The 22817-nt window shown below is 28.8% G+C and carries 16 protein-coding genes, 3 tRNA genes and 1 pseudogene; 6 read left to right on the top strand and 14 right to left on the bottom strand.

Annotated elements, in window-relative coordinates; translation table 11 throughout:
• Positions 1-274 precede the first annotated feature (274 nt).
• Positions 275-568, bottom strand: a complete 294-nt coding sequence (gene rplY / locus BCHRO640_RS02430) for a 50S ribosomal protein L25 (protein WP_015344720.1) — start codon at positions 566-568, stop codon at positions 275-277.
• A 908-nt stretch (positions 569-1476) separates the two neighbouring features.
• Between rplY and folE the strand changes: the two genes are divergently transcribed.
• Positions 1477-2142 carry a GTP cyclohydrolase I FolE gene (folE, locus tag BCHRO640_RS02425; protein WP_015344719.1) on the top strand — a complete coding sequence of 222 codons (666 nt, stop codon included), beginning with the start codon at positions 1477-1479 and terminating at the stop codon, positions 2140-2142.
• A gap of 957 nt (positions 2143-3099) precedes the next feature.
• Here folE and metG read toward each other — a convergent pair.
• The gene (gene metG / locus BCHRO640_RS02420) at positions 3100-4770 is read right to left on the bottom strand and encodes a methionine--tRNA ligase (protein WP_015344718.1); all 1671 of its coding nucleotides are present in this window, start codon (positions 4768-4770) and stop codon (positions 3100-3102) included.
• A gap of 551 nt (positions 4771-5321) precedes the next feature.
• On the opposite strand from metG, the gene gndA reads away from it, so the two are divergent.
• Entirely contained in the window at positions 5322-6731 is a 1410-nt protein-coding gene (gene gndA / locus BCHRO640_RS02415) for an NADP-dependent phosphogluconate dehydrogenase (RefSeq protein ID WP_015344717.1), read from the top strand.
• Positions 6732-6983: 252 nt separating this feature from the next.
• Here gndA and hisIE read toward each other — a convergent pair whose 3' ends face one another.
• The 9 genes and pseudogenes from hisIE to sbcB all read right to left on the bottom strand — a co-directional run bounded on the left by hisIE (position 6984) and on the right by sbcB (position 16105).
• Complete coding sequence (hisIE, locus tag BCHRO640_RS02410) at positions 6984-7625, bottom strand: bifunctional phosphoribosyl-AMP cyclohydrolase/phosphoribosyl-ATP diphosphatase HisIE (RefSeq protein ID WP_015344716.1); 642 nt, start codon at positions 7623-7625, stop codon at positions 6984-6986.
• On the bottom strand, positions 7619-8395 hold the full coding sequence (gene hisF / locus BCHRO640_RS02405) for an imidazole glycerol phosphate synthase subunit HisF (RefSeq protein WP_015344715.1): 777 nt from the start codon (positions 8393-8395) through the stop codon (positions 7619-7621). The genes hisIE and hisF overlap by 7 nt, the downstream gene beginning before the upstream one ends.
• Positions 8377-9117: a 1-(5-phosphoribosyl)-5-[(5-phosphoribosylamino)methylideneamino] imidazole-4-carboxamide isomerase gene (locus BCHRO640_RS02400; protein WP_015344714.1), complete on the bottom strand. Its 741-nt coding sequence runs from the start codon at positions 9115-9117 to the stop codon at positions 8377-8379. The genes hisF and BCHRO640_RS02400 overlap by 19 nt, the downstream gene beginning before the upstream one ends.
• Positions 9118-9120: 3 nt before the next feature.
• A pseudogene (gene hisH, locus BCHRO640_RS02395) lies at positions 9121-9710 on the bottom strand (imidazole glycerol phosphate synthase subunit HisH).
• Positions 9707-10777, bottom strand: a complete 1071-nt coding sequence (gene hisB / locus BCHRO640_RS02390; protein ID WP_011283006.1) for a bifunctional histidinol-phosphatase/imidazoleglycerol-phosphate dehydratase HisB — start codon at positions 10775-10777, stop codon at positions 9707-9709. The pseudogene hisH and the gene hisB overlap by 4 nt, the downstream one beginning before the upstream one ends.
• Before the next feature lie 16 nt (positions 10778-10793).
• Positions 10794-11870, bottom strand: a complete 1077-nt coding sequence (gene hisC / locus BCHRO640_RS02385; RefSeq protein WP_015344712.1) for a histidinol-phosphate transaminase — start codon at positions 11868-11870, stop codon at positions 10794-10796.
• Positions 11848-13179 (bottom strand): histidinol dehydrogenase, encoded by a 1332-nt coding sequence (gene hisD, locus BCHRO640_RS02380; protein ID WP_015344711.1) that lies wholly within the window; start codon positions 13177-13179, stop codon positions 11848-11850. Before hisD ends, hisC begins: the two co-directional genes overlap by 23 nt.
• 4 nt (positions 13180-13183) lie before the next feature.
• Positions 13184-14083 carry an ATP phosphoribosyltransferase gene (gene hisG, locus BCHRO640_RS02375; protein WP_011283003.1) on the bottom strand — a complete coding sequence of 300 codons (900 nt, stop codon included), beginning with the start codon at positions 14081-14083 and terminating at the stop codon, positions 13184-13186.
• Between the two features lie 519 nt (positions 14084-14602).
• Complete coding sequence (gene sbcB / locus BCHRO640_RS02370) at positions 14603-16105, bottom strand: exodeoxyribonuclease I (protein ID WP_041567586.1); 1503 nt, start codon at positions 16103-16105, stop codon at positions 14603-14605.
• A 270-nt stretch (positions 16106-16375) separates the two neighbouring features.
• On the opposite strand from sbcB, the gene tmaR reads away from it, so the two are divergent.
• Positions 16376-16699, top strand: coding sequence for a PTS system regulator TmaR (gene tmaR, locus BCHRO640_RS02365; protein WP_015344709.1), 324 nt, complete (start codon positions 16376-16378; stop codon positions 16697-16699).
• A gap of 482 nt (positions 16700-17181) precedes the next feature.
• Complete coding sequence (gene gutQ, locus BCHRO640_RS02360; protein ID WP_015344708.1) at positions 17182-18159, top strand: arabinose-5-phosphate isomerase GutQ; 978 nt, start codon at positions 17182-17184, stop codon at positions 18157-18159.
• 79 nt (positions 18160-18238) lie between these two features.
• On the opposite strand, the gene BCHRO640_RS02355 is transcribed toward gutQ, so the two are convergent.
• Positions 18239-18314, bottom strand: a tRNA-Asn gene (locus BCHRO640_RS02355).
• 276 nt (positions 18315-18590) lie between these two features.
• Here BCHRO640_RS02355 and BCHRO640_RS02350 point away from each other — a divergent pair.
• Positions 18591-18680, top strand: a tRNA-Ser gene (locus BCHRO640_RS02350).
• 445 nt (positions 18681-19125) lie between these two features.
• Here BCHRO640_RS02350 and BCHRO640_RS02345 read toward each other — a convergent pair.
• Positions 19126-19217, bottom strand: a tRNA-Ser gene (locus BCHRO640_RS02345).
• 208 nt (positions 19218-19425) lie between these two features.
• Positions 19426-20649: a multidrug efflux MFS transporter MdtH gene (mdtH, locus tag BCHRO640_RS02340; protein ID WP_015344707.1), complete on the bottom strand. Its 1224-nt coding sequence runs from the start codon at positions 20647-20649 to the stop codon at positions 19426-19428.
• A 614-nt stretch (positions 20650-21263) separates the two neighbouring features.
• On the opposite strand from mdtH, the gene murJ reads away from it, so the two are divergent.
• Positions 21264-22811, top strand: a complete 1548-nt coding sequence (gene murJ, locus BCHRO640_RS02335; RefSeq protein ID WP_015344706.1) for a murein biosynthesis integral membrane protein MurJ — start codon at positions 21264-21266, stop codon at positions 22809-22811.
• Positions 22812-22817: the final 6 nt, after the last annotated feature.

Here is a 22817-nt window from a genome sequence, read left to right as displayed (position 1 = left end):
ATACACAACTGTATATTTGCATCCTGAAAATAATCATTAGTTTTTGTTTGTGATCATTCAGATATTTTTATATATATATTTGATGTTATATGTATTGGTACTTTATCATTTTATGTTCAATATTTATTAAATTTAATTTCATTAGTTGTTAATAAACATTTTATTACATGGTTAATGTGCATTTAATATTTCATTATACAAAGAAAATAAATCTTAATTTATAATTAAAGATGTATTTTTTAATTAGGTGTTATTTATAAGATAAATTATATTATTAAATACGTGTAAAATCAATATGGATTAATTTGGACTTGAAAGGATGATATTGTAGTTCTTGTACTTTGACTGTAATAGGTTGTTGATTTTCTATAAACAATAGGATAACATTATTTTTGTATAATTGTATTATAGCTTCAGGATGTAAAATATCGTTTTGATTCAATATAATGGATATGCTTGGTTCTTGGCCTCTATTGTAGATAACAGCTGGACATTTGTTTTGTTTACGTAGCCGTCTTGTTGCGCCTTTTTTGTGATAAATACGTAAATTAGCTTTGATTGTTAACATTATTGTAGTACCACGTTAAGTATTTTTATTAATAATTTGATTATAATATCTATAAATTTAAAACGATGACTCTCTTATCACATAAAGACAACATGAATAACCATTCATATAATTAAATACTATATGTCAATAAATATTCTTTAGTATTTGTCTTCCGTAAGGAATTATCAAGTGAATCATTTCAACCGTTTAATATATTAAACAATGAAAGTAATTGAAAATTTAACATTTATACCTCATTAGGTTTATCTGATTATATTAGTCTGATGTATTTTATTTGTATTAAGTATATCAATTTGTGAAAATTATAAAAAATTCTGATGGTTTTATAGTCCTATGCTCGTGATATTCATTGAATTTGATGTCAAATTTTATTTTGAAAAATTTATGATATCATAAAATTCATAAAAATGTAATAGAATAAATATTCTCGATGATTTGATCATTTTTTTAAAAATTTTGATTATTTGTAAAATATTTTCGATAGAAAAAATATATTAAAAATAAACGAATAAATATAATTTGATTTTTGTATTTTTAATATATTAATGGATATATAATTTATTTGTAGATTACAAAATTATAAATGTGATTTACAGAGATATTTATGTATAAAAATGAGGAATGCATTCTTGATGCTTTTGCATAAATTATAATATTTATTTTTTTACAATACGCAAGTGTTGGTGATGTTTAGGTGTTTTTCTATAACAAATGTAATTATATAAAAAGATCTAAGTAATTTAAAATTAAATTTATATACTTGATTGCGGGTTTGTAATAATAAAATATGCATTTTTAATATTAATCAATGTATACTTGATTTAATTAAAATGCTTTGAAGGTGATTAGTACGATATAATATTACGCGAAAAGTTTTTCTTGAATGTATTTTTAGAGAAAGTTATATGTCTATATTAACACAAGAAGCGCTATTAGTACGTGATGCTTTATCAGTTCGAGGATTAGAAAATCCATTAATTGAGTTGAATATTAATCATAAAGTACGTAAACGTCGCATTGAAGACCATATGAGAGCTATTGTGCATCTTCTTAGTCTCGATTTGGAACATGATAGTTTATTAAATACTCCTAAACGCATAGCTAAGATGTATATAGAAGAAATTTTCTCAGGATTGGATTATTCAAATTTTCCTAAAATTGCAATTATTCAAAATACAATGCAAATAAATGAGATGATTACAGTGAGAGGTATTAATATCACTAGCACTTGTGAACATCATTTCATTGTTTTTAATGGTAAAGTGACTATTTCTTATATTCCAGAAAAAAATGTGATTGGTTTGTCAAAGATAAATAGAATAGTTCAATTTTTTTCTAAAAGACCGCAGTTACAGGAACGATTAACAAAACAAATTTTTTTAGCGTTGCAAACCTTACTTAATACAGATAATGTGGCAATATTTATTGATGCAGTACATTATTGTGTTAAAGCTAGGGGTATTCATGATGTTAGCAGCACTACAACTACTACTGCGCTAGGGGGGTTATTTGAATCTAATACGAATACTAGAGAAGAATTTCTGCACGCAATTATGTATTGTAACCATTGATTTATATTTTTTTTATTTAAAATTTAATAAGGTTATTGTATATCATACAATATGAATTTTTAAAGGCATAGCAATCTGATTTATAATATTTGTTTAAGTATTTGTAATGAAAATGGAATGTTTTATGCTTATTTGAATAGATATGAGAATCGTTTTAAAGGTTTATTTTTATTGATATAGAACTGTAACTGTATATCAGAATATAAATTTAAAATAGAAAATCATGTATATAGCTTTTTATTAAATAGATTGATTTAAGAATTTATTTTTTTATGATTAAATGTGCCAAAAAAGACTATGAAAATTGAAATTTCAGTGTAATTGAATTTATTTGTGTTAATGAATAATATGGATTTAATATCTATATCCATATTATGTTTTTAGATTCGTTTAGTTTATTGCAAATGTAGTTGAGGAGTGTTGTCTTTAGAGGTTCCATTTTTAATGGAAACATGAATGAGTATACTTAGAATTCAAAATTTTTTAAATTATATAAGAATATTGATATGAATGGCGCATATAAATACAATAAATTCTATCAAGTAATAGTTTTATGAATAAAAGGAATGGTTATTAAAAAATTTATTTAATATTTAATTTTGTTTATTGTTATTAATTTTATTAATAATTATTTTTTGTAGACAACATATGTTAATATTATTTTGTTTTATTTTAAAGTATTTTGAAAGAATTAATTGTATTATCTTGTGTAATCACAAGATTAAGAAATATTTTTATTTATCTGCATTAATGTATTAAATGTAACATTAAATTTGTATGTATGTTAAGTTTTTTCGAGTGATATTTTTTTAAACAAAAGTTTATATCATATATATATCTTTAATTTTTGATAATACAATTCCTGTATAGTTTCCATTATCTTTGTAGCGTATGCAAAGATAAAGTTAGTTGTTTTAACGTTATTATGTTTATCTTAAAGAGTGTGATTCGTGCTCTTCATACATTATTACCCGTCGTAGGGTGCTCATGTAATTGAGATTTATTTGTCATAGATGCAATTTGATCGGGATGGATTCGAGAAAAAATTATTTTGAATTTATTAATTCGATGATTTGATAAAGGCGCAGAAAGACTGCCCCATGTAAGACGAGTGTTGAGAAAACATTCGCTATAATTAGCTAATTTAGGTAAGACAGGTTTCAAATAGATCATCAGCACACGAAACAACTGAATACCCATAGAATAAATAGATAATGCCTCTTGTCTACGGTCTATTTTTTTTGCGATATGCCACGGAGCATGTTTATCTATGTAACGATTAGCTTCATCTGCTAATTTCATAATTTCACGCATTGCGTAGTTAAATTCTCTTTTTTGAAATAATTTTCCTATATAATGTCTGGATTCAATAAACATATTATATATAACTGGATGTGTTAATGTATTCGACAAATGGCCATTATAATATTGATGTATAAATCCAGAATTTCTAGATGCTAAATTTAATATTTTATTAATAATATCTGAATTTACTCTAGTAATAAAATCTGATAAATTCAAGTCTATGTCGTTAGCATGAGATGAAAGTTTCGTGGCATAATAATATCTTAAATAATCTGGGTTTAAACATGATAAGTAAGTACTTACGTTGATGCAAGTCCCTTTAGATTTTGATATTTTAGATCCATTTAAAGTAACATGCCCATGAACAAATATATTAGTTGGTTTGCGAAATTGACTGCCTGACAAAACAGCTGGCCAAAATAAACAATGAAAGTAAATAATATCTTTACCTATGAAATGATATAAGTCAGTTTTGGAATTTGAGCCCCAAAAGTCGTTAAAGGATATGTTTTTGTTTTTTTTGCATAGGTTTTTAAAGGTACCCATATATCCAATAGGGGCATCCATCCATACATAAAAATATTTTTCTGAAGAATTAGGAATTTTAAATCCAAAATAAGGAGCGTCTCTAGAAATATCCCATTTTTTTAAACCTAATTTAAACCATTCTTCTACTTTGTTGGCTATTTCTTTTTGTATGCTTCCTGATCGAATCCATGTACGCAATGTATCAGTAAAAGCTGGTAAATCAAAAAAGAGATGTTCAGACTTGCGTATTATCGGAGACGTTCCAGAAATAACTGATTTGGGGTTTATAAGCTCTAAAGAGGTATAGATAGTACCACATGCTGCACAATTATCTCCATATTGATCATCTTTTTTGCATTTTGGACATATGCCTTTAACAAATCGATCTGGTAAAAACATATTTTTTTTAGAATCATATAATTGAGAAATAAATTTAGATTTGATGAATCCACGTGTGTTTAATCGAGAGTAAATGTCATGTAGTAATTCACGAGTTTCTTCACTGTGAGTAGAATAGTAGTTATCATAGCTAATTCCGAATTTATAGCAATCTCGTTGATGTTCTTGTTGTATTTGGGCAATCATTTGTTCTGGGGCTATATTAAGTTGTTGTGATTTTAACATAATGGCAGTTCCATGCGCATCATCTGCGCAAATAAAGTATACGCAATTTCCTTGCATGCGTTGATAACGAACCCAGATATCTGCTTGTATATGTTCTAACATGTGTCCAATATGAAGTGAACCATTAGCGTAAGGCAAGGCACAAGTAACTAGCATTTTTTTTGTAGTCATAATAGTTTTGTGGATTTAAAATTTAAATATATCGTATGACGATATATACTGTAGATTGTTAAAATGTAATTGTTTTTTATAATTTACATCATGAATATACAGTATTTATTATATATATATATTATGATAATTAAAATTGTATTTGGTTATTTTTAATAGTTTTTATTAATGTTTTAATATTGTTGTAATGGTGGTTTATATCCAATAAAAATTCTATTTTATAATTTATTATGCATTTTAAATTGAATTTAGTACGGTGTAATAATATTTTTATTATGATGTATAAAATACATATATGTATATGGTCTACCTTGAAGATATTTTTTAAAATAAATATTCACAATTGGCTCTGTTAATTATGATTTTATAACATTGTTCAATCTGATTATTGCTTTATGTTTTGTATTTACATTTTAATATTGTTTAAAACTTTTTATTTTTATATTGAAGTATTTATGTATAATATGTTCATATTATGCACTAGATACAAATTAGTCATTATTTAACTATTATTAAAATATATAACATACTTATACCCCAGAGGAGCAGATATGTTCAAACAAAAAAAGATTGGTATTATCGGTATGGGTGTTATGGGTCGAAATTTAGCATTAAACATTGAAAGCAAAGGTTATTGTGTTGCCATTTATAATCGTTCTAAGGATAAAACCGATGCAGTTGTTACTACTAATCCAAAAAAAAATATCATCCCATGTTATTCAATAGAGGAGTTCGCGCTATCCTTAAATAAACCTCGTTTTATATTTTTAATGATTACATCAGGAACGCATATCGATAATGTTATAAAAATATTGTCCCCTTATATGAATCCGGGAGATATTTTAATTGATGGAGGTAATTCATTTTATAAAGATACTATGCGTCGTAATCTTGAGTTATCAAAAAAAGGGATAAATTTTATTGGAACTGGTATTTCTGGGGGAGAAGAAGGGGCTTTAAAAGGGCCATCGATTATGCCTGGAGGGAACATAGATGCATATAAAATGGTTGAGTCGATTTTTAAGAAAATTGCTGCTCGTGTTAATGATGAAACTTGTGTTGCATATATAGGACCAAATGGATCTGGTCATTATGTGAAGATGATACATAATGGTATAGAGTACGGAGATATGCAAATAATTGCTGAAATATATTTTTTTATAAAAAATATATTTCATTTAACTCATGAAGCATTAGGAGAAATTTTTGATAAATGGAATCAAGGCGAATTAAATAGTTATCTTATTGAAATAACAAGTCGCATCTTCGTTAGAAAAGATGCCAATCATGGTTACATTCTTGATTCTATATTAGATGTGGCTAGAAATAAGGGTACTGGGGCATGGGCTACTCAAGATGCAATTGATTTAGGAATACCATTAAGTATGATTACTGAATCAGTGTTTGCTCGTTATATGTCTGTACTTAAACAACAACGTCTTAAAGCATCAAAAATATTGTCAGGACCTAATAGAGAAAATTGTTTTGAAAGCAAATGTTTATACGTAGAAAAGGCGCGAAAAGCGTTATATCTCAGCAAGATTATTTTATATGCGCAAGGTTTTTATCAATTGAAAATTGCGTCCGATAAGTATCATTGGGATTTGAATTACAAAAAAATTGCTCAGATTTTTCGTGCGGGATGTATAATTAGATCAAAATTTTTACAAAAAATTATTGATATTTATTCTCAAACTCCAGATATTACTAATTTGTTATTGTCTCCATATTGTGTCAATATCGCGAATGATTACCAACAAATGTTGAGAGAGGTGGTAGTGTGCGGCATTAAATACGGTATTCCCATGCCTACATTATCTGCTGCTATATCTTACTATGATAGTTATCGCAGTAATGTGTTACCTGCAAATCTTATTCAAGCTCAAAGAGATTGTTTCGGAGCACATACTTATGCGTGTTTTGATAAAAAAGGTACGTTTCACACTGATTGGTTAAAATAAATATAAGGTTAATATTATTTCAATAATAATTGAATAATTTAAGTAATAGCCAATATCCCATGATATGTGGGATATTGGAGATATCGCAATTTATTAGTTTTTATTCATTAGGATTGTTTTTTTGTTATATGCATAATAAATTCATTGGTATCCCTGCGAATATATATAATATTGATTATATATATCATTACTAATAACATTAGTAATTGTTTGGTTTCATTATACATATTTATATATGTATAATATTATTGTTCATTGGTTTAATTTGTTATTATTATTTCGAATTTTTAATTCCTTGATGATTGCATTAAAATTTAATGATTTATGTTGTAATAGGACTAATAAATGATAAATTAGATCTGATGCTTCATTAATGAGTTCTTTTGTATTACAACAGGAAATAGCTGCAAGGGCTGTTTCCAGGCCTTCTTCACCAACTTTTTGAGCAATGCGTTTAACGCCACTAGCATACAAACGAGATGTGTAGGATGTATTAGAGAGATAAGATGATATATTTTTTTTTGAGGATATAATATTTTCTAATTGATGAAGAAAACTTAATTCTGCTATCCCAGGATGGAAGCAGCTGCTAGTATTATTATGACAAGTAGGTCCATGAGGCAAAGCAAAAATTAATAATGCATCCTGATCACAATCTGAATACCAATTGATTAATTTTAATATATTTCCAGATTTTTCTCCTTTAGTCCACAATCTGTTTTTGCTGCGTGAAAAAAAAGTAATATGCTTAGTTTGTTCTGTTTTTATTATTGATTCTTTATTCATATGTCCTAGCATTAATACTTCTCCTGATTCAGCATGTTGTATGATAGCGGGTATTAGACCATGATTTTTAGTCCAATTTAATTGCTGATGCTGATTTTTAATTAGCATAATCTAATTTTTATTCCTTCTTTATCTAAAAATTGTTTCAATTTATGAATGTCAATAATTTGATTATGAAATACTGAAGCTGCTAACGCCCCATCTACATCGGCATCACGAAAGGCTTCTAAGAAATGTTGATAGGTACCAGCTCCCCCAGAAGCTATAAGTGGTACTTTACAATGTTTTCTAATATTTCGTAAGTGATCTAAATCATAACCATTTTTCATTCCGTCTTGATTCATCATATTTAATACTATTTCTCCAGCTCCATATTCTTGTACCTTTTTAACCCAATCCAATGTTTGCCATGTTGTGATTTTTGCACGAGTACTGTCCCCAGTATAGCATTTTACTTGGTAAATCTTTTTTTGAGGATTATGCCAGGTATCGATGCTAACTACAACGCATTGTGTGCCTAAATGGTCAGCTAGTTCTTGGATTAGCATTGGGTTAATCAAAGCAGGAGAATTAATTGAAATTTTATCTGCTCCAGATGCAAGAATTTGTTTAGCTTGTTTTAATGTACTTATGCCCCCAGCCACACAGAATGGTATGTTTATTACCTTAGCAATCTGAGAAATCCATCTCTTATTCACTACCTGATCATTAGGTGATGCTGTGATGTCATAAAATACTAATTCATCGGCTCCTGATTTTGCATATCTATTTGCTAATTCTAAGATATCTCCTACAATTTTATGATCTTTAAATTGTATTCCTTTAATTACTTTGTTATTAGCTACATCAAGACAAGGAATTATTCGTTTTGCCAACATGATATAGCCTCATTGATAGTAAATGTATTTTCTAAAAAAGCACGACCAATAATGATTCCTGCCACTCCAGAAGAACGTAATTTAGATATTTCTGCTAACTTATTAACACCTCCAGACGATTGAAATGCTATTCGTGGCCAAGCATGACATATTGATCGATATAAAGATATATTGCTACCTAACAAAGTTCCATCTTTGGAGATATCTGTGCAAATAACATGTTTTAAGCCTACAGTATAATATTCTTCTATTATTTGTTCTAATTGCAAATCAGTTTCTTTTTGCCAACCGTAAATAGCAACTTTTCGATTTTCTTCAGAATAAACGTGTATATCTACCGCTAAAACTAAAGTATTTGGATCAAAATATTCAAACCATTTTTTTACTATCTTTGGTTGTGCAACTGCTATAGAACCTAATACTATGCGTGTTGCTCCTGATTCTAACAGAATTTCTACATCTGAAGCGTTACGTATACCTCCTCCTATTTGTATCTTAGATAAAGAATGAGCTTCTTTTATTAGTTGACTAATTAATAAACTTTGTCTTTTTAATGGATTTTTTGCTCCATCTAGATCAACTAGATGTATCATTTTTGCTCCTTGTCGTATGTATTCCTTCAATAATGATATAGGTTCTCCGTAATTAGTTTGCATGCAATAAGATCCTTGATACAGTCTAACTATATTTCCGTTAATAATATCTAGCGCAGGAATAATCACAAATTATATCTCCAAAAAATTTTTTACTAATTGTTGACCGGGCATTCCTGATTTTTCTGGATGAAATTGTACACCAAAAAAATTTTTATATTTTATAACCGAACTAAATAATTGTCCGTAATTTGTTTGAGAAATTGTTACAGAACATACTTTTATGCAATAACTATGTGCAAAATAAAAATAATCGTTTTCTTTTATGCCATAAAATAAAAAATGTTTTTTTGGAATAGTAATAGTATTCCATCCCATATGTGGTAAGGGAAAACCGTGGTATTGCATACGTTTGACAGGTGTATGAATAATATTTAAAGTGTTTACACCATTATTTTCAGAACTTATGGATCCAAATAACTGCATTCCTAAGCAAATACCCAAGATTGGTTTAGTACAATTTTGTATCAATGTAATTAGATTTTTTTTTTTAATTCTTTCATCGCGGATGAAGCAGCTCCAACTCCTGGTAAAAACAGTTTGTCCGCATGAGATATAACATCAGCTCTGTCACTTATTATTGGGTTGTGTCCTAATCTATGCAGCATGGTTTTTACAGATAATAAATTAGAGCAGTTGGTGTCTATGATAACTATATTCATAGCAATGTTCCTTTAGAGCTTGGTATATTATTATTGTCTATGTAAATGGCTTGACGTAACGATCGCCCGAAAGATTTAAATAAACTTTCTGCTTTATGATGATCATTCTTTCCAGTTGCTTGTAAATGTAAAGTACAACCCATTTTTGAAGATAATGAACGAAAAAAATGTTCTATCATTTCAGTACTAAGATCTCCTATTTTTTGAAAAGTATAGTTAGCTTCATAGTGAAAGTATGTTCGTCCAGAAAGATCTAATACACATTGCGCAATACTTTCATCCATAGGCAATGTAAATCCAAATCTTCCGATGCCACATTTGTTGCCTAATGCAGTGTTTAAAGCTTTTCCTAATGTTAAAGCTGTATCTTCTACAGTATGATGATCGTCTACATGTAAATCGCCTTTTGCCGTAATATTCATGCATAATCCAGAATGTACAGCTATTTGCTGTAACATATGATTAAAAAAATTAATCCCAGTATTAATGTAACTTTTATTATTTTGATCTAACCATATCGTGATGTCTACGTTAGTTTCTTCAGTGATGCGATGAATATGCGCTGATCTGTGACGTTGCGTTAAATAGTTTTTAATTTTTTTCCAACCAAAATTAGTACGATTATATTGTATTCCTTGAATATCCATATTAGTTGCTAAAATCATATCAGTATTTCGATCTCCGATAACATAACTATTAAATTTATTTAATTTGTTATCGATTAGCCAAGAATTTACTAATGCAGTTTTTGGTTTACGACAACTACATTCTTCTTCGGGAAGATGAGGGCAAATTAGTATTTGATTGAATTTAATACCTTGAGATTGAAATATTTGAATCATTAGACGATGTGGTTTATCAAATTTTTCTTTAGGAAATGAAGCACTTCCTAATCCATTTTGATTAGTAACTATAACAAATTCAAAACCTATATTTTTTAACGCTATAAGAGCAGGAATCACATATGGTTCCAATGAGAATTTGTCTAAAGAATCAATTTGAAAATTGTCTTTTGGTTCATTAATTAAGGTTCCATCACGATCTATAAATAAAACTTTATGATTCATGAGCGCTCCTATTTATCTATATAGATAATGATGCAACATGTAATTTTTTTAAAACAGAAACTACGTGTTTGCATTCATTATATGTGCCGACAGTGATACGCAAGCAATTAACTAATCCTGGTTGATTGCTTTGATCTCTTAAAACTATGCCTTGATGCAATAATGTCTTAAAAACCTGATATTTTGGATTGAATTTAACCAATACATAATTAGCGTGACTATTAAATACTTGTTGAACACAAGAACATTTTTTTAAGCCTGTAATTAATATGTTTCGGTTTGTATTGACTGTAGCTATTCTATTCTGGGTGTATTGTATGCTTATAGGGGTTAAAGCTTGTTCTGCGATATCAATTACTGGAGTAGATAATGGGTATGGTGCGATCACTTTTTCTAATAATTTAATAATTTCTGGATTAGCTAAAGTGAAACCACAGCGTAATCCTGCTAACGCGAAAGCTTTAGATAAAGTTCTTAAGATAACCAGATGAGGATATATTGGTAGCCAACGTACTAGGCTTGCGTCCGGGCAAAAATCAATATATGCTTCATCAGTTACTAATAACGCTCGGTTTTGAATAATTTTTAATAACTTTTTTAAACTATTTAAATGAATAATGTTACCAGTAGGGTTGTTTGGGTTACAAATATAAATTAATTTAACATTGTTTAATTGTGATTTAATGGATGCTAAATCAAGTTGCCAGTTTTCCTTTTTAGGTATAATCCGATAATTAATTCCTAAAATTTCTGCAGTGGTTTTATACATACCGTATGTCGGGGGGCAAAATATAATAACGTCTTTTCCAGGGTTACAAAAAACTTTCATTAATAATTCAATACTTTCATCGGCTCCTCTCGACACTAAAATTTGATCAGATCGAACCCCGGCATAATAAGCATAATTGTTGATCACTTCTTGTGGTTGACAAGTAGGATATCTATGAATTTTTTTATAACGAAATTGATAGTCGGGAGCGATTGGAAATTCATTAGCGTTCAGCCATATGTTACCTGAATGTGTGCATTTTCTAGCAGATTGATAAGGTTTAAGCGTTAATATATTATTCCTAGCCAAGTAACGAATGTTCATTTTGTTCCTTGATATAGTTTATACGATGTGTTATGGCATATTCATGAGCTTTTAATTGTTCGATTTGTGTTAATGTTGTAACGGTTGATGATAGTTGCAATAATCCATTTTGGGTTAATTGTTGTACCGACATTCTTTTTTGAAAATCTATAACTCCTAGACCAGATGTGGCAACTGCGCGCCCGTATGTAGGTAAAACGTGATTAGGCCCGCTTGCATAATCTCCAGCAGTTTCCGGAGACCAATGTCCAAGGAATATTGATCCGGCATTCGTGATGTAATGTAAATAATCTGATGCATTTTCAATTTGAATAATCAAATGCTCTGGAGCATAGCTATTGCTTATAGAAAAACATTCCATTAAATTATTAGTAATAATCATGCGACTATTCAATAATACGTTACGAACGATATCATTTCGTGGTAACAATTTTAATTGTTTATGTAGCTCTTTTTTTGTTTTTTCTACAATGCACGAGTAGGGCGTTATAAGTATTGCGTGCGAATCAGGTCCGTGCTCTGACTGTGACAAAAGGTCTGCTGCGATAAAAATAGGATTAGCTGTATTGTCTGCAATAATTAATATTTCGGAAGGTCCAGCTAGCATATCAATAGCAGCTCCATTTGGAGCAAGATTAATTTGTCGTTTTGCTTCTGTAACCCATATATTACCTGGTCCAAATATCTTATCTACTTTCGGAATAGACTCAGTGCCAAATCCCATAGCGGCTATAGATTGACTACCTCCTACTTGATAAATTTCGTCGATACCGCAAAGTTGTGCGGTATATATAATTACGTCCGGAATTGGTGGGGGTGAACATAATATTACACGTTTACATTTCGCAATACGAGCTGGGACACCTAACATCATAACTGTTGATAACAGCGGTGCAGTTCCTCCTGGTACATATAGTCCAACAATATTTAATGGGCGAATAATTTGTTGACAATATACGCCTGGAAGAGTTTCCACGATTATCTCTGAATAACATTGTGCTTGATGAAACCGTGTTATATTGGTCATGGCGGTATGTATTGCTTGTTTTATTTCATTAGACAAGTTACGTCCCGAATTCATGATAATTTCAGTTGGGATTTGCAATTGTGTAGTTTGGACATTGTCAAAATCAAAATTAAATTTAAATAAAGCACGATCGCCTTCGTTATAAACTTTTGTAAGTATATTTTTAACATTTATATAAATATCGTTTAATTTGTTATTTATTGGACGGGTAAGCAGTGTTTTTTGTTCAGATTTGGAACAATCATTCCAATAAATAGATATAGGATGTTCATGAGAAATCATAATATTATTCCATCATTTTTTCTATTGGTAATACTAAAATAGAACTAGCTCCAAGATTTTTTAAATTTTCCATTGTTTCCCAAAATAATGTTTCATTACTTACCATGTATATTGCCACACGATGTTGATTACCTGCTAATGGCAATACTGTTGGACTTTCTGCTCCAGGTAGTAAATTAATAATTTCCTCTAGTTGTTCAGCAGGGGCATGCAACATGATGTATTTAGATCCCCTGGCTTGGATTACTCCTTGAATACGAATTATTAATTTGTTTATCAGTGATTGTTTTATGTTGGATAATTCTCCAGATCGTTGAATAAGACATGCTTTAGATCGATAGATTACTTCTACTTCATGTAATCCATTAGCTTCTAAGGTAGCTCCGGTAGATACTAGATCACAAATTGCATCTGCTAATCCAGCACGTGGTGCTACTTCTACTGAGCCATTTAGTAAACAAGATTTAAAATGAATACCTAATTTATCTAAATATTGTTTCAGAAGATGTGGGTATGAAGTGGCGATTCGTTTCCCTTGTAAGGATTTTGGACCATTCCATGGTTCATCTATGGGTAAGGCCATAGATAACCGACAATCTCCAAAATCTAATCGGAGTAACATAATGTAACAAGGATTATCTCCTTGCGATCGTCTCGTTAATAACGCTTCTTCTAATACATTTTCTCCGATAATACCTAAATCTACTATACCGTCCATAACTAAACCAGGAATATCATCATCGCGCACTCGCATTATATCGATAGCCATGTTTTCTGCAAACGCTAATAGACGTTGTTGTTGTAAATTAATTTTAATTCCACATTGTTCAAGAAGTTGTTGGGATTCTTTGCTCAATCTTCCTGATTTTTGTATTGCTATTCGTAATCGCGATCTATCCAGCATGATATTTTACCTTATGTCAACAATTTTCCATTACTAAATACTTTTTTAAAATTCTTGCAACAGAAGTACCTTTGATATTTTTAATAAACAAAATATTAAAAAAGATTTCTATTATTAAATGTGTTTGAAGGATTTAGTCAGGGTAATGATGATAAATTAACATATGAAGTACAGTCTTCCTATTGAAAATTTTTTATTACTTTAATATATTAACGAATATAATTAAATTTGTATAGAGTTGAATGTTATAAAAGTTACTTTATTTATATACGTATATAATTAATATTTTAATTAAATTAAAAAATTATTTTAAAGTATTAGCTTGCATAGTTGAGAAGTAATTATGTAATAATCCGAATATGTAATTATATATTGCGTATGTTCGCATGATATACATGTATTATAGTGTATATTGTTAGTGTAAATTATGTGATTTTTTTTTGCAAATTTTTTCATATATTTTAGTTTAAATTAAAGTATACCGAATTATGTATATATGAAAAAATTAAAAACTAATTTTTAATAAAAGTTAAAATGAACTTCATAAAGATATTGATAATATTTTTGTAATGAATGTAGAAGTGTAATTTTTTGATCATTATATTTATAGATTGACAGAAGTTGATTTAGTTTATCGTTATAAGATTTTGATTGATCTGTATTAAATAATTTATTTTTTTTATAGTTCAACCATTTTTTTTGTTCTTGGTAATTTAAAGTATTAGGAAAATTTCGGGCTCTATAGTAAAATAAGAGTGGTTTTAAACGAGTATCAACGTGGTCAGTGCATAAATTTTTCAATTCTTTTGAATGAGTTCTACGGATGCTTTCAATTATTTTACGATCAGAATTATTGAAGAGTCTATGATATAATTGACAGTCTACATGAAGATTATTATATATATTTTTTTGATTGATGTAAGATCCTATAATAGTATATAGTGTATTAATTTTATTACGTAGATAGACGCTATTTTCATGCATTCTAATAAAATTTAAATTTTTTAAACAGTATCGATAGTTGGTAGAGAGCTGCATGGTATAAGTAGTGTTAATATTGTTTTTTTCAAAAAAGTTTATTGGTATTAATATGGGGCACGCATTTAATCGAATCAATCGTAGTGGTATTTTTTTTAAAATATCATATATCGTTATGTGATTAGAGTACAATTTTTGATATATCGTATTGATATTTAAATTAACTAAATTATCTATATTACCATTTAAATCACATGCTATTAAAATGTTAGGATTGATGGGATGTCGAGAAATTGGAGCTATATAAGTTATAAAATTTTTATATTTATAATTTATTTTGTTCATGATAAATATCAAAGGATTCATGGTATCTAGATCGATTATTTTTTGCAATTGATATTTGGTACGATGATCAAATAGAAATTGAAATAATTGTGGCTGAACTTCTTTTATTAATTTTGTTAATTCTAAAGTAGCGTATACATCCGACATAGCGTCATGTGCACTGAAATGTTTTATAGCATTTGCTTGTGTTAAATCTTTTAGACGAAAGCTGGGTTTATTTTGAATGTTCAATGGCCATGTAATGCCATTTGGACATAGTGAATAACAGGCACGTAGTACGTGTAATAAGTCCCATCGGGAATTTCCTTGCTGATAAGCCCATAAATAAGGGTCATGAAAATTTCTATAAAAAATGTTTCTACTGAATTCATCGTCAAAATGAATATTATTGTATCCAAGAATACAAGTTTTAGGGATACAAAATAGTTGATAAATACGACGAGCGAACTCAGATTCAATCAATCCATGACGTAAAGTATCTTGAGGAGCAATTCCAGTAATGAGGACGGATTGCGGATCGGGGAGATAATCATTTGATAAGCGACAAAAGAAGATTTTTTCTTTTTCTATAGGTTTTAATGTATTATTCGTACGAATTCCGGCAAATTGCGCTGGTCTATCTAGTGCTGGATTGATGCCAAAAGTTTCATAATCATAAATAAAAAAACTAGGTTGTGATACATTAATATGTGTTAACATCATGATGTGAGTTGTTTTGATTGAATAATCATCAAATTATTTATTAAAATTATAATAATTTAATTAGATTTGATTGTATATATGTATGTATTATATATAGTTGTTTTAATTTATTATTGTTACTAATAGTCTAATCATAAATGTTTACAATATGTAATGACATTACATGATACTGATAATGTTTGTTACATTAATCTTTAGTTTGATTTAATTAGGGATGTGAAGTTTTAGTATAAGGATGTTTTCAGTAAATATAAATAGGATATGATTATGAGAAATGATGTTAATCAATCATTTTATGATGTATTAGAATTTGTGCGTATATTCCGTCGTAAAAATAAACTGCAACGAGAAATTGTTGATAATGAAAAAAAAATTCGTGATAACCAAAAGAGAGCGTTATTGCTGGGTGATTTAAGTGATTACATTAAGTCTGAAACTTCTATAGAAGGGATACAAGTTATTATTGCTAATATGCGTAATGATTATGAAGATCGAGTAGACGAATATATTATAAAAAATGCAGAGTTATCAAAAGAGCGTCGTGAGTTGTCAAAAAAATTAAAAAATTTTAAAGAATCTACAATTGATTAGATTTGATGATTCTTGGTTTTTAAAATATTTATTTTCATTATATAGAAAATGTGTGTAATATTTAAATATATAAATAAGTAAGATACTTCATTTTCTAAATAAAGTATTAGAGGTAATGAGTTTATAAAAACAAAAGAATTATTGTTTCTTATTTATGATAATGGAATATGAAATATCATATTTATAATATTATTTTAATTTAATAAAAATATAATATGGTGATCGTTAATTTTAAATTACATTTTTGTGATATATTTACGTTGATTAAATTATTTGTAAATATTAATTATTTTGATACAGAATGTTATTCTGTGTTTCTAGTTGGGTTTGTGTTAATTAAGGTCAAATCTATTTTAGAATGTTTGTTATTTGTATAATATCCCGCAGATATACATATTCCAATGTTATAAGAAGGATGTAAATTATATTAAATATGAGTTGTTTATGATGTTATAGATTTTACATTTATCATTTTGATAATTATGGTAATAATTAATGATGCATTGTTATTGGAATATGCTAAAGAAACTTTAGAGATCGAAATTAACGAAGCTCAAAGAATGTTAGACAGGTTGGATGAAAGCATTGTGTTTGCTTGTCGTATGTTGTTAGATTGTACGGGAAAGGTTGCTGTTTCTGGAATAGGTAAATCCGGTCATATTGGAAAAAAAATTGCTGCTTCTTTAGCTAGTACGGGTACTCCGGCTTTTTTTGTTCATCCTGCAGAAGCTTTGCACGGTGATTTAGGTATGATTGGAACACAAGATGTAGTAATGTTTATTTCTTATTCAGGTCGTGCTTGTGAAATAATCACTTTGATGCCGTTGTTAGCAGATAGCGGCATTCCTGTGATCGCATTTACTGGAGATATTAGTTCCCCTTTAGCTAAAGGGGCTACGTGTGTTCTTAATATAAAAATACAAAGAGAAGCTTGTCCTATGGAGCTTTCTCCTACTTCAAGCACAGTTAATACTTTAATGATGGGTGATGCGTTAACAATGGCGCTTATGAGACATAGGGGTTTTAGTTTAGAACAATTTGCTCGATCTCATCCAGGAGGTAGATTAGGAGCACAATTGTTAAATTGCGTACATCATTTGATGCGTACTGGAGAGAATATTTCGAAAGTTTTTTGGAAAGTTACAGTAATGGATGCTATGTTTGAATTAAGTCGTACTGGTCTTGGATTAACTGCTGTATGTGATAATCACAATCGTGTTGCAGGAGTATTTACTGATGGAGATTTAAGGCGTTGGATAGTACAAGGTAAATCACTCGATGATCCTGTTGATATTGCTATGACTAAGCCTGGATATTGTATTCTGAAAGAATGGCGCGCAAGCGTAGCATTAAAAGCTTTGCATCAGAGGAAAATTACCGCAGCGCCAGTAGTGGACAAATTAGGAATATTAGTTGGATCAATTAACATGCATGATTTGCATCAAGCTGGGATAGAGTAATTATTTAATTTTATTTGTACTATAGATAAATTTAAATAATCATTAAATTAAGCAAAAAAATTCTCTTAATTTTGTCATTTGGCTCCTCTGACTGGGCTCGAACCAGTGACATACGGATTAACAGTCCGCTGTTCTACCAACTGAACTACAGAGGAACCAACACATAACCGTAACATTTTATAGGAATATTAAAAAAAATACAAGTACTTCATGATGATCAAAGTAGTCAAGAAGGTATTATTATGTATAAAAATAGTGTTTTTATATAAAAATATATGTAATTTATATCCGATGATATACAGAGCGTGTTGATTCCTTCTTTTCCATATAGACATAACAATGGATTTGTACGGTTATAATATATATAACAGTATTTTAAAGATTATTATACTATATTAAAGGATATGTGATATTTAAAATTTTTTAAATAGGGAGAGATGCCGGAGTGGTTGAACGGAGCGGTTTCGAAAACCGTTTTAAAGAAATAATATCTTTCAAGGGTTCGAATCCCTTTCTCTCCGTCATTTTTTGAGAGTATAAAATATGTTGTATTGTGTGACATTTTAAATGTCGTGCTTATAGTACCACCATATGAATAAATCGTATTTGTTAAGGATTTAGTGTTTTTGAGTATAATTCTTTATGTCATTGGGATTATTGAATAATTAATGATGATATTTATCAGTATCACATGATTGCTGGTGTTAGTTAGCGTATATATGATTGTTGTCAATGTATTTTAACACATATAATGATGTGATGTTTTTGAGATGATATCTAAAGGTTTTCATTTACTTATATGGGATTCCTATGTATTCATATATAGAAATCCCATATAAGTAAATGAAGTGATGCACTAATAAGTATAATTTAATAATCGATTTTATATTTTAAAAATATGACAATATAGTAATGGCATCTTAAAAAATACTGAAGATAAGATCATAATGTGAATGTATATGATTATGGCGGTGAGGAAGGGATTTGAACCCTTGATACAAAATTATATGTATACATGCTTTCCAGGCATGCTCCTTAAGCCACTCGGACACCTCACCATATTAAAAGAATAATAAAAAATAATTATAAAATTTGCTGTGTTTGATTGAAGTTAAGTTTGATTAATCAAATTATTTATTAATTGAGTGATGTTCAATGTGTGCATATGTTTTTGTTTAGGTATGAAAAAATATTTGTATTTGTATTCATCGTAAGTTCCAGTAATTAGTAGGTAGTGGTGCATTCGTATTGTTGTTTTATTATTAATCACAGTTTACGTTTCTTATCATGATTATTATTAAGTAAAGATTGAAAAGAATAATATTTGAATTGACAATATAGTCCTAATAATGTAATCAGTCCTATTATACTTAAAATGATCCAAGGTAGTTGCGTAAAATTTTGTTCTTTTCCAATATCATACAACCATCCACTACCACTATATCCTACAGTACCTCCTAAAGCTAGACTTAATTTACTAAAACCTATATAACTACTACGTGCTTTATAGTCCGTTAGTAGCGCTCCCAAAGTTTCTCTTGCAGGTTCGGCAATAATAGATCCTATATAGAATAAGCTAATTAAAATTAATAAAGTATGTAAGTTTTTTACTAATCCAATAGGAAATAAACTAATTATCATAGTTATTAATCCTGCCATCAAGCGTGTTTCTAGTTTGAAATATTTCTCGCTCCACCAAGTTATAGGCATGATTAATAATAAAGATAAAATTGCTTCTATGATATACATCCATTTGATATATGATAATTGACCGGATACTTCATGAATGCGAATGGGTAACATTAACATTACTTGAGCTGATAAAATATAATAACCAGTTAGAGTGAAGACATAAATTACAAATCGTTGATTATTAAGTACCTTTTTTATTCCTTCTAACAATGAAGCATGGGAACTAGAAATTTTATATGCAGGTAACCGCCAGGCATTAAACACTCCGGCAATAAAAAACAATATTGCTCCGGTAAAACATACTAATTTAAAGTTATATTGCAATAACCATGTACCTAGCACGATTCCGATGATGGCGCACATACTGTCTTCTAGCATTAATACAGAATAAAACCGCCCTAATTCCCATGGACGAACTAATTTAATTACTAGTGCGGTACGTGGAGGATCAAATAACGTGCCACCTAATGCTGATAACACACATGCAAGACATAGTAGTAAGGGGGTGTTTGCAACACTCATTATAATAAATCCCAAAGTACGAATGAATAACCCGGATACAATCATAGGCTTAGCTCCTAATTTGTCAGCAAAAGCGCCACTAAAAATGCCTAGTCCTTGTTGAATAAATTGTCTTAATCCTAAAGCAAATCCTACTAAGAAAGCGCCCCATCCTAATTGTTCGACAAAATATATTGAAATCAATGGAAAAACAACATAAAACCCTATAACTACAAACATGTTATCTATAATTAAAAAACATTTACCCAATCTTCTAGCTTTAGATATTGTATACATGAGTCACCGTTTATGTATTTTCGTATACATTATTATTTAATGTATGCACGAAAATTATTTTAAAATAATTATAATTTTTTAATTTTTAAGTGTAATGAAAATTAATATGTATCTTCTATTTTTTGTAAGATATTGATATCAATCAATATTGATATTGTTTACATTTTATTTTTTGTATATGTTATTTTAGGCATAAAATTTTAAAAAATAGGTGTAACAATATTTATTGAAGATATAAAAAAAATTATGCATATATGCGACATATTTATTTATGTATAACTAATTTTTTGGAAAAATTAAAGGAGCATTTTAAATGATCATCTTTTGAAATATATGAAATAAGAAATATAATTCTTTTTATTGGTTCTTTTTTCATGAGTACTGTGTTTTATATGTATTAGCATGCATATACTATATCAGAGATATGTAATAATTGTAATTATATGTGAATTGTATTAGTATTTTAAATATATGATTTTTAAAACATTTTTAAATGTTCTTTCGTGGAAATAATTTTAAAATTGTACATAAAACTGGAGCAATCGTTTAAGTTATAAAAAAATAGTGTTTTTGTGTTGTTGTGTTAATACTGAATGCTAAATATTTTGAATATGATGAATCTGTTAAAGTCTTTGACCGCGATAAGTTTTATAACTATTTTATCTCGTATTTTAGGTTTTATTAGAGATACTCTCGTAGCTCGAATGTTTGGAGTTAGTATTATGACAGATGCATTCTTTATTGCTTTTAAATTGCCTAATTTATTAAGACGTATTTTTGCTGAAGGAGCATTCTATCAAGTTTTTCTTCCTATATTATCAGAATATCAATCTCGAGAAAGTAAAGAAGAAATACGAGTGTTTATTTCTAGAGTATCTGCCTTGTTAATATTTACCGTAACTGTTGTAGTATTCATTGGTTTACTGATAGCACCTTGGGTTATTATGGTTATTGCTCCAGGTTTTAATAGTTCTTCAGAAAAATTTATTATGACTATTGAGATGTTTCGAGTGATGCTTCCTTATATTTTATTAGTGTCATTGACATCATTAATGGGGGCGATTTTGAATGCTTGTAATTTTTTTTTAGTTCCAGCGTTTACTCCTATTTTTTTAAATATTAGCATGATAAGTTATATGTTATTTATGGGATATTCATATTTTCATGTTCCTATTATGGGATTGGCTTGGTCAGTTATTGTAGGGGGAATATTACAGTGTGTTTATTGTTTGTTATTTTTAAAAAAAATTAATATGTTAGTTGTTCCAAAAATGCAACTTTATGATAATAGGGTATATAGAATATGTCGATCCATGGTGCCTGCTGTGATTGCGGTCTCAAGTAGTCAAGTATCATTAATTATTAATACTGTTTTTGCGTCTTTTTTAAGAGATGGTTCTGTTTCTTGGATGTATTATGCTGATAGGTTAATGGAATTACCTATTGGAGTTTTTGGTGCGACATTAAGCACTATTTTAGTGCCATATTTATCTCGTTTTATTTCTAGGAAAAATTATGGAGATTATTTTTATTTAATGAATTGGGGTATAAGATTATGTTTTATATTAAGTTTACCTAGTGCTCTTATTTTAGGTGTTTTGTCTAAACCGTTAGTAATAACATTGTTTAAGTATGGGAAATTTTTAGAATTTGATGTGTTAATGACACAGTATTCTGTAATTGCGTATGCAATAGGTTTGCCTGGGTTAATTTTTACCAAAGTATTAACATCTGGCTTTTATGCGCTTCGTGATATTAAAACTCCAGCGTATATAGTTGTTATTGTTCTTTTTTTTACTCAATTTATAAATTTAGTATGCATTAATACATTAAAGCATATTGTTTTTTCTTTTTCCATCAGTTTGGGTGCATGGCTAAATGCGGGGTTGTTATATTGGAAATTTAAAAAAAAATATTTATTTCAATTGCAATCTGGATGGTTATTTTTTTGTTGTCAATTAATGATTGCTCTTTTTGTAATGTGTATAGTATGTTTGGGATTATTAATGTATGTATCTAGTTGGGATCAAGGAAATATCTTGTATAGATTAATTAGAATGATAGGGGCTTTGATATTAGTTAGTAGTAGTTATGGTATAATGTTATGGTGTGTAGGGATGCGTTTAAAAGATTTTATTTTTTTGAGTAAAGATTTATATTGATGTAAT

The organism is Candidatus Blochmanniella chromaiodes str. 640, assembly GCF_000331065.1.
In the GTDB taxonomy this organism is placed as follows: domain Bacteria; phylum Pseudomonadota; class Gammaproteobacteria; order Enterobacterales; family Enterobacteriaceae; genus Blochmanniella; species Blochmanniella pennsylvanica.
This window is presented reverse-complemented; position numbering and strand designations above follow the sequence as displayed.

Bases quoted from the DNA above. Each gene is read 5' to 3' on its own strand.
- murJ (WP_015344706.1), top strand. From the start codon at position 21,264: ATGAATCTGTTAAAGTCTTTGACCGCGATAAGTTTTATAACTATTTTA.
- metG (WP_015344718.1), bottom strand. From the start codon at position 4,770: ATGACTACAAAAAAAATGCTAGTTACTTGTGCCTTGCCTTACGCTAAT.
- hisG (WP_011283003.1), bottom strand. From the start codon at position 14,083: ATGCTGGATAGATCGCGATTACGAATAGCAATACAAAAATCAGGAAGA.
- hisF (WP_015344715.1), bottom strand. From the start codon at position 8,395: ATGTTGGCAAAACGAATAATTCCTTGTCTTGATGTAGCTAATAACAAA.
- mdtH (WP_015344707.1), bottom strand. From the start codon at position 20,649: ATGTATACAATATCTAAAGCTAGAAGATTGGGTAAATGTTTTTTAATT.
- folE (WP_015344719.1), top strand. From the start codon at position 1,477: ATGTCTATATTAACACAAGAAGCGCTATTAGTACGTGATGCTTTATCA.
- rplY (WP_015344720.1), bottom strand. From the start codon at position 568: ATGTTAACAATCAAAGCTAATTTACGTATTTATCACAAAAAAGGCGCA.
- hisB (WP_011283006.1), bottom strand. From the start codon at position 10,777: ATGAATCATAAAGTTTTATTTATAGATCGTGATGGAACCTTAATTAAT.
- hisD (WP_015344711.1), bottom strand. From the start codon at position 13,179: ATGATTTCTCATGAACATCCTATATCTATTTATTGGAATGATTGTTCC.
- gutQ (WP_015344708.1), top strand. From the start codon at position 17,182: ATGGTAATAATTAATGATGCATTGTTATTGGAATATGCTAAAGAAACT.
- hisC (WP_015344712.1), bottom strand. From the start codon at position 11,870: ATGAACATTCGTTACTTGGCTAGGAATAATATATTAACGCTTAAACCT.
- tmaR (WP_015344709.1), top strand. From the start codon at position 16,376: ATGAGAAATGATGTTAATCAATCATTTTATGATGTATTAGAATTTGTG.
- gndA (WP_015344717.1), top strand. From the start codon at position 5,322: ATGTTCAAACAAAAAAAGATTGGTATTATCGGTATGGGTGTTATGGGT.
- hisIE (WP_015344716.1), bottom strand. From the start codon at position 7,625: ATGCTAATTAAAAATCAGCATCAGCAATTAAATTGGACTAAAAATCAT.
- sbcB (WP_041567586.1), bottom strand. From the start codon at position 16,105: ATGTTAACACATATTAATGTATCACAACCTAGTTTTTTTATTTATGAT.